Origin of the sequence: Methylococcus capsulatus str. Texas = ATCC 19069, from assembly GCF_000424685.1 — a bacterium.
Lineage (GTDB): Bacteria > Pseudomonadota > Gammaproteobacteria > Methylococcales > Methylococcaceae > Methylococcus > Methylococcus capsulatus.
On sequence record NZ_KE384224.1, the window covers coordinates 253,170 to 266,678 of the forward strand.

General features: G+C 63.9%; 14 protein-coding genes. 7 read left to right on the forward strand and 7 right to left on the reverse strand.

Going from position 1 to position 13,509, the window contains the following annotated elements:
- Window positions 1–5: 5 nt before the first annotated feature.
- From sdhD to H156_RS0112585, 5 genes are all read right to left on the reverse strand, one after another.
- Complete coding sequence (gene sdhD / locus H156_RS0112565) at window positions 6–386, reverse strand: succinate dehydrogenase, hydrophobic membrane anchor protein (RefSeq protein WP_010960821.1); 381 nt, start codon at window positions 384–386, stop codon at window positions 6–8.
- Window positions 387–391: 5 nt separating this feature from the next.
- On the reverse strand, window positions 392–799 hold the full coding sequence (gene sdhC / locus H156_RS0112570) for a succinate dehydrogenase, cytochrome b556 subunit (RefSeq protein ID WP_238536880.1): 408 nt from the start codon (window positions 797–799) through the stop codon (window positions 392–394).
- A gap of 95 nt (window positions 800–894) precedes the next feature.
- Window positions 895–1,107 (reverse strand): DUF2970 domain-containing protein, encoded by a 213-nt coding sequence (locus H156_RS0112575; RefSeq protein WP_017365691.1) that lies wholly within the window; start codon window positions 1,105–1,107, stop codon window positions 895–897.
- Between the two features lie 48 nt (window positions 1,108–1,155).
- A complete protein-coding gene (locus H156_RS0112580) occupies window positions 1,156–1,596 on the reverse strand; it encodes a hypothetical protein (protein ID WP_017365690.1) in 441 nt (146 codons plus the stop codon).
- Window positions 1,597–1,606: 10 nt separating this feature from the next.
- Window positions 1,607–1,999: a hypothetical protein gene (locus H156_RS0112585; RefSeq protein ID WP_010960818.1), complete on the reverse strand. Its 393-nt coding sequence runs from the start codon at window positions 1,997–1,999 to the stop codon at window positions 1,607–1,609.
- Between the two features lie 204 nt (window positions 2,000–2,203).
- Between H156_RS0112585 and metH the strand changes: the two genes are divergently transcribed.
- From metH to H156_RS0112620, 7 genes are read left to right on the forward strand one after another with little or no spacing between them, the layout of a single operon-like run.
- Complete coding sequence (metH, locus tag H156_RS0112590; protein WP_154656726.1) at window positions 2,204–5,917, forward strand: methionine synthase; 3,714 nt, start codon at window positions 2,204–2,206, stop codon at window positions 5,915–5,917.
- Entirely contained in the window at window positions 5,907–6,143 is a 237-nt protein-coding gene (locus H156_RS0112595; protein ID WP_010960816.1) for a glutaredoxin family protein, read from the forward strand. The genes metH and H156_RS0112595 overlap by 11 nt, the downstream gene beginning before the upstream one ends.
- A gap of 21 nt (window positions 6,144–6,164) precedes the next feature.
- Entirely contained in the window at window positions 6,165–7,574 is a 1,410-nt protein-coding gene (locus tag H156_RS0112600) for a class II fumarate hydratase (RefSeq protein WP_010960815.1), read from the forward strand.
- A gap of 32 nt (window positions 7,575–7,606) precedes the next feature.
- On the forward strand, window positions 7,607–8,389 hold the full coding sequence (locus tag H156_RS0112605; RefSeq protein WP_010960814.1) for a succinate dehydrogenase iron-sulfur subunit: 783 nt from the start codon (window positions 7,607–7,609) through the stop codon (window positions 8,387–8,389).
- Window positions 8,386–8,637, forward strand: coding sequence for an FAD assembly factor SdhE (locus tag H156_RS0112610; RefSeq protein WP_017365687.1), 252 nt, complete (start codon window positions 8,386–8,388; stop codon window positions 8,635–8,637). The genes H156_RS0112605 and H156_RS0112610 overlap by 4 nt, the downstream gene beginning before the upstream one ends.
- Window positions 8,631–9,053 carry a protein YgfX gene (locus H156_RS0112615; RefSeq protein WP_017365686.1) on the forward strand — a complete coding sequence of 141 codons (423 nt, stop codon included), beginning with the start codon at window positions 8,631–8,633 and terminating at the stop codon, window positions 9,051–9,053. The genes H156_RS0112610 and H156_RS0112615 overlap by 7 nt, the downstream gene beginning before the upstream one ends.
- Before the next feature lie 10 nt (window positions 9,054–9,063).
- Window positions 9,064–10,857, forward strand: a complete 1,794-nt coding sequence (locus H156_RS0112620; RefSeq protein ID WP_154656727.1) for a VWA domain-containing protein — start codon at window positions 9,064–9,066, stop codon at window positions 10,855–10,857.
- A gap of 444 nt (window positions 10,858–11,301) precedes the next feature.
- Here the strand turns inward: H156_RS0112620 and H156_RS0112630 are convergent, their stop codons facing one another.
- The gene (locus H156_RS0112630) at window positions 11,302–12,420 is read right to left on the reverse strand and encodes a PilT/PilU family type 4a pilus ATPase (RefSeq protein WP_017365684.1); all 1,119 of its coding nucleotides are present in this window, start codon (window positions 12,418–12,420) and stop codon (window positions 11,302–11,304) included.
- A gap of 15 nt (window positions 12,421–12,435) precedes the next feature.
- Window positions 12,436–13,470, reverse strand: coding sequence for a type IV pilus twitching motility protein PilT (locus H156_RS0112635; protein ID WP_010960809.1), 1,035 nt, complete (start codon window positions 13,468–13,470; stop codon window positions 12,436–12,438).
- Window positions 13,471–13,509 lie beyond the last annotated feature (39 nt).

The following is a 13,509-nucleotide window of genomic DNA, read 5'->3' on the forward strand; positions in this document are numbered from 1 at the left end:
TTCTGCTACGTGAAGACGATGCGGAGGATGGCGTAGACAGCTGCCAGCGTGAGGAAGGAGACCACCAGCTTGACACCGAGGATACCGACCAGTTTGAGCCAGTCGAGATGGACATAGTCCTCGATGACGACCTGCAAGCCGAGCATCGTGTGGTAGAAGGCGATCAGGATGAAGGAAAGGAGCAGCAGAGTGTTCCAGGGGACGTTGATCCACGCCACCAGCTCGGCGTGGCTGGCGGAAGGAAGCAAGGCTACGCTGAAGGCGAACCAGAGTCCCAGCGGGACCAGTGCAACCGCCGTCACTCGCTGCCGCCACCAGTCGTGCAGTCCTTCGCGGGCGGAGCCGAGGCCGCGGGCCCGAGCGAGGGGAGTCCGGTAGTTTTTCATCGGGCTCAGCTCCGGGCGAGGGTGGCGATGGCGACGGCCAGGACCAGTACCAGCGCCGCCGCAAATTCGCCCAGCGCGTAATACAGGAGGGAATCCCGCGAGAAACCATGGCCGGTGTCCCAGACGAGGTGGCGAATGCCATGGGAAAGGTGGAAAAGCAGGGCGATGATCCAGATCCAAAGCAGGCTTCTGCCGGCGATGCCGGACAGGAAGGCATGGACCGGTGCATAGGCCGACGGCCCCTGGACCACTGACATGAGCACCAGCACCAGCCCGATCAGGCCGATGCCAAGCAGGACGCCGGTGATCCGGTGGCTGATGGACAGCAGGGCCGTGACCGGCAGGCGATAGACCTGGAGGTGAGGAGAAAGCGGACGTTCGCGGACGGACGGGCGGGGCGGCTCGGTGTTCATTCTCTCCATGGACGACGCGATGGCCTCACCGGTTCAGGCGCAGCCGTTTCCGTGCGGATCGCTCGGGAACGTGCCGGAGACCCATGGCGCCGGCGTCACTTTCCAACGCCGCTCAGAACCAGCCTCACTACACCGTACACCGTCAGGACGAAAACGACCGTGCCGATGATGCCAGTCACGATGTAGGCCTTGGCCGAGCCGTGCTGGAAATCCCGGAGCCGGTTCTTTTCGCTCTGTACGCCGAAAGCGCCGGCAAGCGTGCTGACGATCACTTGCAGCAGGTTGGGTTTGTCGAAGTCTTCGGACATGGGTGTGTCGTCGGGTTCGCGGCGGAACGTCCCTGTTCGGACCGTCGGTCAGGATGCGGGCGTGGAAGTTTTTTTCCGGAGCAGATAGTACTTGATCCCGAAAGCGCCGGCGATCACCAGCAGCACCAGGGCCACGGCGATTTTGTCACTGCTGATGACGTCTTCGTCCACGTTCAGGCCATAGGTGCGCACATAGGTGCTCAGGAAGTAGAGGGTTTGAACCGTGGCGATGGACAGCGTGAGAGAGACGATGAACTTGTCGGCGACCGGGTACTCCGAAAAAGCCACTTTGTCGAAGAAGAGCTTGGTGATCAGATAACCCGGGACGAACATTTCCAGGATGGTGATCACGAATCGTTCCACCCAGTAGAACGGCGATGTCGTGGCGAACACCGACAGCAGGATGATGACGACGGCGCTCACCCCGGCGATACCGATCCAAAGTTTCTTGTCTACTTCACCGAATTCCAAAAAGTCGCTGATTTTCATTGTTTTTCTCCTAGCGTTTCTTGAAGAAATAGAAACCTTCTATTCCTCCTCTCAATATCATGCTATCGGCGGTTTTTTCCTGTACCGCATAGTCGATCGTCTTGCCGGGCCGGCCGGGATCGTCGGCGGAGATCTTGCCGTCCACGATCTGATACTTCCATTCGTGCACGTCGTTCATCTTCAGATGCCGGTTGTAACCCGAGGTCACGATGACGCCGTCGGGACGGAACTCCCAGGTACGGTTCTCCTCGATCCTGGGGCCCTTCAGCGAGGAAGACACCGTTTCGAGCTGCCAGGTTCCCACGATCTCGCTCGCATCTTTCAGGTAAACATCGGCGGCCGCGGTGCCGGCCGAAAGTCCCGCGAGCAGCGCGATGCCCGCCAGGGTGGAAAAACGCTTCATTCCGATCCTCCTCATTCAAGTGCCCGTTGCGTGGTGGCGGCTCTCCTTCCGTTCGTCTGCGAGGCGGAGGGAGGCGCTCGGGTCTGTTCCCAAGTGACCGGTGAATTGTCTCCCGGTTGACTCGTATCTGGCAAGGAACCCGCCAAGTTTATCCATGGCGCCCAAGCGAATACAATGGAGCGCTTTTCTTTCCGGCGTCGGACCATGAATCTCCCCGTTACTGCCATGGAGCGTTCGTCGCTCCTAAAACGTCTGCTCAAGGAACGCATCCTGTTTCTCGATGGCGCCATGGGTACGATGATTCAACGCTACAGGCTGGCGGAGGCCGACTACCGGGGCCAGCGCTTCGCCGATTGGCCGCGGGACCTGAAGGGCAACAACGACCTTTTGTCGCTGACCCGTCCGGACGTGATCGAGGCCATCCACTGGGCTTATCTGGAAGCGGGGGCCGACATCGTGGAAACCAACAGTTTCAATGCCACCCGCATCAGCATGGCGGATTACGGCATGGAGCCGCTGGTCTACGAGATCAACGTGGCTTCGGCCCGGCTGGCCCGGCAGGCGGCGGACCGTATGAGCCGGCAGACGCCGGACCGGCCGCGTTTCGTCGCCGGGGTCCTGGGACCGACCAGCCGGACCGCCTCGATCTCGCCCTCGGTCAATGATCCAGGTTTCCGCAACATCGGCTTCGACGAACTGGTGGCGTCCTACGACGAGGCCGTACGCGGCCTGGTCGATGGTGGTGCCGACATCATTCTGATCGAGACGATCTTCGACACTCTCAATGCCAAAGCGGCCGTATTCGCCGTCGAGCGGTTCTTCGAGCAAGAGGGCCATACCCTGCCGGTGATGATCTCCGGCACCATTACCGATGCCTCGGGCCGCACGCTGTCGGGGCAGACTACCGAGGCCTTCTGGAATTCGCTGCGCCACGCCAGGCCGATTTCGATCGGCCTCAATTGCGCACTCGGGGCCAAACAGCTCCGCCAGCACGTCGAGGAACTCTCGCGCATCGCCGACACGTACGTCTCCGCACATCCCAATGCCGGCCTGCCCAACGAGTTCGGCGAATACGACGAATCACCCGAAGCGATGGCCCGCGAGATCGCCGACTGGGCCGAGCAGGGTTTCCTCAACATCATCGGTGGCTGCTGCGGTACCACGCCGGCACACATCGAGGCAATCCACGATGCGGTCCAGCATTTCCCGCCCCGGCGCATCCCGGAGATACCGCCGGCCTGCCGTCTGGCCGGCCTGGAACCCTGCAACATCACGGCGGGCTCACTGTTCGTCAATGTCGGCGAACGTACCAACGTGACGGGTTCGGCGGCATTTCGGCGCATGATCCGGGAGGCGAAGTACGATGAAGCCCTGGAAGTGGCGCGCCAGCAGGTCGAGAGCGGAGCCCAGATCATCGACGTCAACATGGACGAGGGCATGCTCGATTCGAGGGCCGCGATGGTGCAGTTTCTCAACCTCATCGCCGCGGAACCCGACATCGCCCGCGTGCCGGTGATGATCGATTCCTCCAAGTGGGAGATCCTGGAAGCTGGCCTCAAGTGCCTCCAGGGCAAGGGTATCGTCAACTCGATCTCGCTCAAGGAAGGGGAGGCGGCTTTTCTCCACCATGCCCGGCTGGTGCGGCGTTACGGCGCGGCGGTCATCGTCATGGCTTTCGACGAACAGGGCCAGGCCGACACCCGCGAGCGTAAGGTCGAGATCTGCGAGCGGGCTTACCGGCTGCTGACTGAAAAGGCCGGCTTCCCGGCCGAGGACATCATCTTCGATCCCAACATCTTCGCGGTGGCGACCGGCATCGAGGAACATGACCGCTACGGTCTCGATTTCATCGAGGCCGTGGCCGAAATCAAGTCTCGGCTGCCGCATGCGCTGGTCTCGGGGGGGGTGTCGAACGTCTCCTTCTCGTTCCGCGGCAACGATGCGGTGCGTGAGGCCATCCACGCGGTGTTCCTATACCACGCCATTCGCGCGGGGATGGACATGGGGATCGTCAACGCCGGTCAGCTCGCGATCTACGAGGAAGTGCCGGAGGAACTGCGCGACGCCGTGGAGGACGTCATCCTCGCCCGCCGTGAGGATGCCACCGAGCGCCTGCTCGCCATTGCCGACCGTTACCGGGGCGAGGAGGGTGCAGGCAGCGAGCGCAAGGCCGATCTGGCCTGGCGCTCGCTGCCGGTGGACAAGCGCCTGGAACATGCGCTGGTCAAAGGCATCGACGAGTTCATCGAGGTCGATACGGAAGAAGCGCGCCGGCAGTTCGAACGGCCGCTGCACGTCATCGAAGGACCGCTGATGGCCGGTATGAACGTGGTCGGCGATTTGTTCGGCGCCGGCAAGATGTTCCTGCCCCAGGTGGTCAAATCGGCGCGGGTGATGAAGAAGGCCGTGGCCTATCTGATGCCTTACATGGACGCCGAGAAGGCTGGAACCGAGGTCGGCACCAACGGCAAAATCCTCATGGCGACGGTGAAGGGCGACGTGCACGACATCGGCAAGAACATCGTCGGCGTGGTGCTCCAGTGCAACGGTTTCGAAGTGATCGATCTGGGCGTCATGGTACCCTGCGACAAGATTTTGCAGACCGCCCGTGAGGAAAACGTCGACATCATCGGCTTGTCCGGGCTGATCACGCCCTCATTGGATGAGATGGTCCATGTCGCCAGGGAAATGGAGCGGCTCGGTTTCGAAATTCCGCTCATGATCGGCGGCGCCACGACGTCCCGAGCGCACACGGCCGTCAAGATCGAGCCCAATTACCATGGGCCGACCGTCTATGTGACCGACGCCTCGCGCAGCGTCGGCGTGGCGGGCAGTCTGCTCAGTGCCGACCTGAAGGACGAATTCACGGCCCGGGTGCGCAAGGAATACGAAGAGGTACGGCGGCATCATGCCGGACGCCGCATCCAGGGTACGTTGCTGAGCCTGCAGCAGGCGCGGGCCAGGGCCTTCCATACGGACTGGGCGCATTACGTACCGCCGGCGCCGCATCTGCTGGGTCTGGAAGTGTTCGACGCCTACCCCCTGGAAGAGATCGCCGGATACATCGACTGGTCACCGTTCTTCCATACCTGGGAGCTGGCCGGCAGCTATCCAAGGATATTGGACGACGAGGTGGTAGGGGAACACGCCCGCACACTGCTGCAGGATGCCCGTGCCATGCTGGCACTCTTGACCGAACAGCGCTGGCTCACCGCTCGTGGCGTGATTGGATTTTTTCCAGCCAATTCGGAAGGGGATGACGTCGTGCTGTGGACCGACGAAAGCCGGACCGAGCGGCTGGCGGTGTTGCATCATCTGCGTCAGCAGCAGGACAAGCCGGGGGGGCAGCCCGCATACTGTCTGGCGGATTTCGTCGCGCCGGTCGGCAGCGGGGTGGCCGACTACCTGGGCGGATTCGCCGTGACCGTTGGCCATGGCATCGAGGCGCCGTTGGAGCGGTTCGCCCGGGTCCATGACGACTACAGCGGCATCATGCTGAAGGCGCTTGCCGACCGGCTGGCCGAGGCCTTCGCGGAACGGATGCACCAGCGGGTGCGGCGTGAGTTCTGGGGTTATGCGCCGGAGGAGTCGCTGGACAACGAGGCGCTGATCGCCGAGGCGTATCGCGGCATCCGGCCGGCCCCGGGTTACCCGGCCTGTCCTGATCACACCGAGAAGGCCACGCTGTTCCGCCTGTTGGATGCCGAAGCCAACACCGGCATTTCACTGACCGAAAGCTTCGCCATGTATCCGGCTTCCTCGGTCAGCGGCTGGTATTTTTCGCATGCTTCGGCAAAGTACTTCAACGTCGGTAAGATCGGCCGCGACCAGGTCGAAGATTACGCTCGGCGCAAGGGGATGACGGTACGCGAGGTCGAGCGCTGGCTGGCGTCGAGTCTCGGCTACGATGCCGATTGAGTCCGACCTCGTTCTATACGGCACGGACGGTTGCCATCTGTGCGAGGAAGCCGGGGAGCTGCTGGCGGGGCTGGGGGTGGTGGCGACGGCGGTGGACATCCTCGGCGACGACCATCTGTTGCAGCGGTACGGTCTCCGGATTCCGGTGCTGCGGGATGGCGCCGGGCGCGAGCTGGACTGGCCGTTCGACGCCGCGGCCGCGCGGCGGTTTTTGGGGCACGACTGAATCGAAGGGGGACACAGGGTGATGAGCCAAGACGACTATCGCATCGAAAAAGACAGCATGGGTGAGCTGCGGGTTCCGGTTTCCGCGCTCTACGCGGCTCAGACCCAGCGTGCCATCGACAATTTTCCGGTGAGCGGGCTGGCTTTGCCGCCGGCGTTCATCCGCGCGATCGCCCGGATCAAGCAGTGCGCGGCCCGGGTCAATGTGGCGCTGGGGCATCTGGACGCAGGCAAGGGCGAGGCGATCATGGCGGCGGCCGAGGAGATCATCGGCGGGGCATACGCCGACCAGTTTCCTGTCGACGTGTTCCAGACCGGTTCCGGCACCAGCACCAACATGAACGTCAACGAAGTGCTGGCGACTTTGGCTTCCCGGCGCGCGGGAACGCCCGTGAGCGCCAACGACGACGTCAACATGGGGCAGAGCAGCAATGACGTCATCCCCACGGCGATTCACGTCAGCGCCGCGCTGGCAGTCAACGAACACCTGATCCCGGCGCTAGAACACCTGGCGGCGACGATACGCTACAAGGGTTTGGCGCATCCGAAGGCGGTCAAGACCGGGCGGACCCATCTGATGGACGCCATGCCAGTGCGGCTGGAGCAAGAACTCTCGGGCTGGGCGCTGCAGGTCGCCAACGGCGTCGACCGCCTGCGGGCGAGTCTGCCGCGGCTTTACAAATTGGGGCAGGGCGGCACGGCCGTGGGCACCGGCATCAACGCCGATCCGGCCTTCGCTTCCTCCTTCGCCGAAGCTCTGGCCGATGCCACGGGCCTGCCTTTTCGTCCCAACGATTCGTTCTTCGAGAGCCTGAGTTGCCAGGACGCGGCAGTCGAACTGTCGGGCCAGCTCAAGACCATCGCCGTTGGCATCATGAAGATCGCCAACGACCTGCGCTGGATGAATTCGGGTCCCCTGGCTGGCCTGGGGGAGATCGAGCTGCCCGCGCTCCAGCCCGGCAGCTCCATCATGCCCGGCAAGGTGAATCCGGTGATTCCCGAAGCCGCCTGCATGGTCGCGGCGCAGGTCATCGGCAACGACGCCGCCATCACGGTGGCTGGTCAGTCGGGTTCTTTCCAACTCAACGTGATGCTGCCGGTGATCGCCTACAACTTGCTGCAGAGCATAGAGTTGCTGGCCAACATTGCTCGTCTGCTGGCCGACAAGGCCATCGCCGACTTCCGGGTGCGTGAGGACAATCTGCGCCGGGCTCTGGCAACGAATCCGATCCTGGTCACCGCCCTCAACCCGGTGATCGGCTACCTGAAGGCGGCGGAAATCGCCAAGACCGCCTACCGGACGGGGCGGCCGATTCTGGAGGTGGCCATCGAAATGAGCGGTCTGGACCGCGCCGAACTGGAGCGACTGCTCGATCCGGCGGCCCTGACCACCGGCGGCATCCACGGTGTACCCGCCGGCGCGGCGGGCTGATCGTCACGTTCGATGGCATGAAGGGCCGCACCATGGGACTGTTCACCCTGCCCAAGAATTCGGTCGTCCAGACCGGCAAGACCCATCCAGCGCCCGAAAGCGCGCGGCGCGTGAAGATCGTCCAGGTCTACCGCTGGGATCCGGATGCCGGAGGCAATCCCCGCCTGGATACTTACCACGTCGACGTGGACCGCTGTGGTCCGATGGTGCTGGACGCCCTGATCAAAATCAAAAACGAGATCGACAGCACCCTGGCGTTCAGGCGGTCCTGCCGCGAGGGCGTATGCGGTTCCTGTGCGATGAACATCGACGGCCGCAACACGCTGGCCTGCATCAAGCCGCTGAGCGACTGCGGCGATCCGGTCCGGATCCATCCGCTACCTCACCAGCCGGTCATCAAGGACCTGGTGCCGGATCTGACCCATTTCTACGCCCAGTATGCCTCGGTCAAGCCGTGGATCGAGGCACAGACCCCACCACCTGCGGATCGAGAGCGCCTCCAGAGCAAGGCGGAGCGTGCCGAACTGGACGGTCTGCACGAATGCATCCTATGTGCGTGCTGTTCCACCGCTTGCCCCAGCTACTGGTGGAACGGCGATCGTTTCCTGGGGCCGGCCGCCCTGCTCCAGGCGTACCGCTGGATAGCCGACAGCCGGGACGAGACCACTGGCGAGCGGCTGGATGCGCTGGAAGACCCCTTCAAACTGTTCCGGTGCCACACCATCATGAACTGCACCGATGCCTGCCCGAAGGGCCTCAATCCGGCGCGGGCGATCGCCGAAATCAAAAAACTACTGGTCGAGCGACAAAAATGAGCCAACGGGGCCGGCTGCTGTGGAGCTGCCGCCGGGGAATGGCCGAACTGGACCGCGTGCTCGCCCTTTATGTGCACGGTGCCTATCAGGAGGCGGACGTTTCCGAACGGCAGGCGTTCGAGCGCCTTTTGGATTTGCAGGACGCCGACCTCTGGCGTTGCCTGACCGGCCTCGCCAGCCCCGAAGACCCGGCGCTGGCCGCCCTGGCCGCCAAACTCCGGGCTCTGGTCGGACAGGCAGCATGCTGATCGTGGAGCCGGCCTCCTCGCGGATTCATTCGTTGGCTGTCTGTGCCGTCGGGCTGCTGGCTTTGGCCGGCATCTGGGGCGCGGGCATGTCGTTGTCGGTCAGACTGGGACTCACTCTGTGTTTGGCGGGATACCTCGCGTTCCTTAGGAGCCAGCGGCGTTTTGGCGCCCGTCTCGACGGCGTGGGCGCCTGGAGCGTGACCACGGCCGGTGGAGAGGCATTCCCGGCGAAGCTGAAGGGATCGGGTTTCTCGTCTCCCTTCTGCGTGGTGCTGCATTTCTCGACGGCGTTCGGCAAGGTGACGGTTCCTGTATTCAGGGACAGCGTCGACGCCGAGACCTATCGTCGCCTCCGCGTCCATCTGCGTTGCCGCGTGGCTTCGCAGCGAGGCCGGAATGCCGGCCTTCTTCATTGAAACGACGCCGATGAGCCGTCTGCGCATCTGCCGTACCCCGGCCTTCGCCTATCCGCTTCCGCCCGCGGGCCCGACGGATGCGGCATGGCACGCCCGGCTGTGCGAGGCGCTGCGGCGCCATCTCTCGCCCGCGGCCGCGGCCCTCCTGGCCGAGCCCGTGCCGAGCGAGGATGGCGCATGGATCGAGTGGTACACCTCGCTGGCGGGCCAGCCCATTCCACTGACTTCTCTGTCCGGCGAGGCCTCACGGCGTGCGCGCAACCTGCTGGAGGACCGGCTCCAGGCCATGGTGGCGCTGGCAGGGCGGCTGGCGACCGCCGATCCGGAACTGGCTGATGCGATGCGCCGGGCGGCGAGTTTCCCGGACCAGTCCGCGATCTACGTGGTCGACGGCCAACCGGTAATGACCTTCTGGGGCTACGGTACCGCTCCATGGCCCGAGCAGGCCGCTTATTCGCCTGCAGGCCGGTCGTCGGCGAAGCTTTTCCGCCGGCCGTGGCCGGTTCTGGCCGGCTTGATCTTGGCTGCCGGTCTGGGATGGGCCGGTTTTCTCTTCGACCTGTGGCGCTGGCCACCCTGGGGGCCGGATCATGCCGCCATGCTCGCGGCCGAACAGGAGACCGGTCACGAGCTGCGGCGTGTCCTGTTCGCACGCCAGTCCGATCTGGCGCGGGCCCTGGGGCGATGCGCGCTCGAGGCACAGCGTGATGCTCTGGCGCGGGAGGGAGAGCTGTTGGCTGGAAAACTGGAAGCGCTGACGGCCGAGCTGGCTGCAGGTCTGGATACCTGCCAGGGTGAGGCGGCGCTCGACGCTTTGTCGAAGGAACGCGACGCATTGAGCGGCCGGCTCGCCGGTCTGCAGCGGGACCTGGAAGCCGCGCTGGAAAAATGCGGCGGCGCCAGACTGAGCGGCGAACGGGCCAAGTCGGCCAGGCTGCGCGCCAAGCTGACCGCTCTGCAAGCCCAGCTCGCCGTCAAACTGAACCGCTGCGGCAAGAAGCCGCCCGGCGACACTGCCGAAACGGGCTCGGTGCCTGCCGTCTCGCCCATTCCGGAACCCTCGCCCAGGCCGGCCCAGGCGGCGGGGAGTCTGCCGCCCTGTCCCGGCGAGCGTCCGCCGGAGGATGCGCCGGACGTCGCGATCGTGCTGGACGCTTCCGGCAGCATGCGCATTCCGTCTGTTCTGGACGGCAACAGCGCCCAGCTCATCGCCCGCTTCGAGCGCTGCATGACGGACAGCGGGTTGCTCGCCCCCGTGGTCTGTGCCGACCTCATCGGCGCCTACGAATCGATCATCCAGGGCGACCGCGGGCCGACCCGGCTGATGGCAGCCCAGAAGGCCGTCAACAACGTGGTCGGCGGTCTGCCCGGCGACGTCGACGTCGGCCTGGTGGTCCTCGAGGACTGCCCGCAGGCATCCGATTACGGTATGTATGACGGTGCCCGCCGGGGGCAGCTCCTGCAGCGGGTCAACGGCCTGATTCCGCGCAAGGGCACGCCGCTGGGCAACGGCATCGTGCAGGCGGCGAACAAGGTGGATGGTGTGCGGGCGCCGGCGGTCATGGTCGTCGTATCCGACGGCAAGGACAGTTGTAACGCGGACCCCTGCGCCATCGCCGCGGCGGTCAAAGCCGCCAAACCCAAACTCAAGATCAACGTAGTGGACATCGTCGGTGACGGCGCCGTCGGCTGCATCGCGAAGGCCACCGGTGGCGAGGTGCTCACCCCCCAATCGGGCATGAGCCTGGACCAGATGGTGCGCCGGGCCGCCAAGGATGCCGAGAAGCCGGAACATTGCAAATGACCGGCGCCGGGTCCCAAGGCCCGAATCCCTGCCCACCCCGGCGGCGGATCACCTGAGTTTGGCGACCCAGCCCTCGGTTTTGCCGGTCGGATTCGTGCCATAACCGGCAATCACATCACGGCTTACGGACGCGGCGGCGGACTGTTTGCCTCCGGGGAGGAAGCCAATGCCCTGGAACGAAGGCTTGGCATGGGCCGCGGGGGATACTGCCAATGCGAGAACCAGGCAGGTTACGGAGGGAATTGTCCTGAACGTGCCGGCCGCCCGTGAAAGGGCGCCCAACACCGCCGCAATCCCTGCGCCACGGGCGTGAGTTCAAGACAATTCGAGCGGAGGGGGTGCACGGACGGGCGGAGTGCCCCTCCGCTGGCAGGTAAAATCACACGGGTCGTGTGGTTTCTGGCATGTCCGGCAGGCGTCCGGCAGATTTCCGGACCGCCGTTCTCAGTTGTCGACGATCCGGATCGAGTCGTCCTTGGGCGCGTATTTGTCGATGCTGCCTTCTTCGCTGAGCTTGATCATCAAGCGGACTTCGTTCTTGGAATCGGCGGAGTAGAGGGCATCCTCGTAGCCGATCCTGCCCGCCTTGAACAATTCGAACAGCGCCTGGTCGAAGGTCTGCATGCCCTGTTCGCGCGACTGTTTCATCACGTCCTTGAGCTTGTGGACCTCGCCCTGGCGGATCAGGTCGGAGACCAGAGGGGTATTGATGAGGATTTCCACCGCCGGATAGCGCCCCTTGCCGTCGGCGCGCCTGACGAGCTGCTGGGCGATGATGGCACGCAGGTTCAGCGACAGGTCCATGAACACCTGCGGATGCATGTCTTCCGGGAAGAAATGGAGGATGCGATCCAGCGCCTGGTTGGCGTTGTTGGCGTGCAGGGTGCTCAGGCAGAGGTGGCCGGTTTCGGCGAAGGTGATGGCCTGCTGCATGGTCTCGCGGGTGCGGATCTCGCCGATGAGGATCACGTCCGGCGCCTGCCGCAGGGTGTTCTTCAGCGCGACTTCGTAGGATTCGGTATCGATGCCGACCTCGCGCTGGGTGACGATGCAGCCCGCGTGCGGGTGTACGAATTCCAGGGGATCCTCGATGGTGATGATGTGGCCGCTGGAGTGCTCGTTGCGGTACTTGAGCATCGCCGCCAGCGACGTCGACTTGCCGGTGCCGGTCGCGCCCACGAACAGGATCAGGCCGCGCTTGGTCATGACCAGGTCGTTGAGGACGGAGGGCAGATTGAGCTGTTCCACGGTGGGAATCTCGGTCTCGATCCTGCGCAGCACCATGCCGGGACTGTTCCGCTGCACGAAGGCGCTGACCCGGAACCGGCCCAGTCCGGCCGCGGAGAGGGCGAAGTTGCATTCGTTGGTGTTCTCGAACTCGTCGCGCTGGCGCTGGTTCATGATCCCGAGGACGAGCTGGCGCACCTGGTCGGTGGTGAGTTTGGTGCTGGACAGCGGCACGATGGTGCCGTTCAGCTTCATGCAGGGCTCCTTGGCCGCGGTGATGAAGAGATCGGATGCTTTCTTCAGTACCATCAGCTTGAGCAGCGATTCGAATTCCATGGGCGGGCTCCTCGCCTAGAACGCGGCTTTGTTGACGGCGACTTCGCGGGCGACCTGCCGGGTGACGATCCCTTTCTCCACCAGCTCCTGCAGGTGCTGGTCCAGGGTCTGCATGCCGTCCTTGCGGCCGGTCTGGATCGTCGAATACATCTGGGCCACCTTGGCCTCGCGGATCAGGTTGCGGATGGCCGGTGTGCCGACCATGATCTCCCAGGCCGCGGTCCGGCCGCCGCCGGCCTTCTTGACCAGAGCCTGCGAAATAACCGCTTGCAGCGATTCCGACAGCATGGAGCGGATCATCTCTTTCTCCGCGGCGGGAAATACGTCGACGATGCGGTCGATGGTCTTGGCGGCGGAACTGGTGTGCAGGGTGCCGAACACCAGGTGGCCGGTCTCGGCCGCGGTCAGCGCCAGGCGGATGGTTTCCAGGTCGCGCATTTCCCCCACCAGGATCACGTCCGGGTCCTCCCGCAATGCGGAGCGCAGGGCTTCGTTGAAGCCCAAGGTGTTACGGTGCACCTCGCGCTGGTTGATCAGGCATTTCTTGCTTTGGTGGACGAACTCGATCGGATCCTCGATGGTCAGAATGTGAGAATAGTCGTTGGAGTTGATGTAATCGATCATGGCCGCCAGCGTGGTGGACTTGCCCGAACCCGTCGGTCCCGTGACCACGATCAGGCCGCGTGGCTGGCGGGTGACATCCTGGAAGAATTTCGGACAGCCCAGTTCCTCCAGTGTCAGGACCTTGGAAGGAATGGTGCGAAATACGGCCGCCGCGCCCCGATCCTGGTTGAAGGCGTTGACGCGGAAACGGGCGACGCCCGGAAGCTCGAACGAGAAGTCGGTTTCCAGAAATTCCTCGAAGTCGCGGCGCTGTTTGTCGTTCATGATGTCATAGATGAGGGCGTGCACTTCCTTGTGCTCCAGCGGAGGCACGTTGATGCGCCGGATGTCGCCGTCGACGCGGATCATCGGCGGCAACCCAGAGGAAAGATGCAGGTCGGAGGATTTGTTCTTGACCGAGAAGGCCAGCAGTTCGGCGATATCCATCGGGCTCAGTCGGGTAAAATCCGAGACCGCAAAAGTATA

What these genes read in the sequence shown, in the direction of transcription:
- H156_RS0112635 (WP_010960809.1), bottom strand. Translation starts at nt 13,470, where the DNA reads ATGGATATCGCCGAACTGCTGGCCTTCTCGGTCAAGAACAAATCCTCC.
- H156_RS0112630 (WP_017365684.1), bottom strand. Translation starts at nt 12,420, where the DNA reads ATGGAATTCGAATCGCTGCTCAAGCTGATGGTACTGAAGAAAGCATCC.
- H156_RS0112580 (WP_017365690.1), bottom strand. Translation starts at nt 1,596, where the DNA reads ATGAAAATCAGCGACTTTTTGGAATTCGGTGAAGTAGACAAGAAACTT.
- H156_RS0112610 (WP_017365687.1), top strand. Translation starts at nt 8,386, where the DNA reads ATGAGCCAACGGGGCCGGCTGCTGTGGAGCTGCCGCCGGGGAATGGCC.
- metH (WP_154656726.1), top strand. Translation starts at nt 2,204, where the DNA reads ATGAATCTCCCCGTTACTGCCATGGAGCGTTCGTCGCTCCTAAAACGT.
- H156_RS0112575 (WP_017365691.1), bottom strand. Translation starts at nt 1,107, where the DNA reads ATGTCCGAAGACTTCGACAAACCCAACCTGCTGCAAGTGATCGTCAGC.
- H156_RS0112595 (WP_010960816.1), top strand. Translation starts at nt 5,907, where the DNA reads ATGCCGATTGAGTCCGACCTCGTTCTATACGGCACGGACGGTTGCCAT.
- H156_RS0112620 (WP_154656727.1), top strand. Translation starts at nt 9,064, where the DNA reads ATGAGCCGTCTGCGCATCTGCCGTACCCCGGCCTTCGCCTATCCGCTT.
- H156_RS0112615 (WP_017365686.1), top strand. Translation starts at nt 8,631, where the DNA reads ATGCTGATCGTGGAGCCGGCCTCCTCGCGGATTCATTCGTTGGCTGTC.
- H156_RS0112585 (WP_010960818.1), bottom strand. Translation starts at nt 1,999, where the DNA reads ATGAAGCGTTTTTCCACCCTGGCGGGCATCGCGCTGCTCGCGGGACTT.
- H156_RS0112605 (WP_010960814.1), top strand. Translation starts at nt 7,607, where the DNA reads ATGGGACTGTTCACCCTGCCCAAGAATTCGGTCGTCCAGACCGGCAAG.
- H156_RS0112600 (WP_010960815.1), top strand. Translation starts at nt 6,165, where the DNA reads ATGAGCCAAGACGACTATCGCATCGAAAAAGACAGCATGGGTGAGCTG.
- sdhD (WP_010960821.1), bottom strand. Translation starts at nt 386, where the DNA reads ATGAAAAACTACCGGACTCCCCTCGCTCGGGCCCGCGGCCTCGGCTCC.
- sdhC (WP_238536880.1), bottom strand. Translation starts at nt 799, where the DNA reads ATGAACACCGAGCCGCCCCGCCCGTCCGTCCGCGAACGTCCGCTTTCT.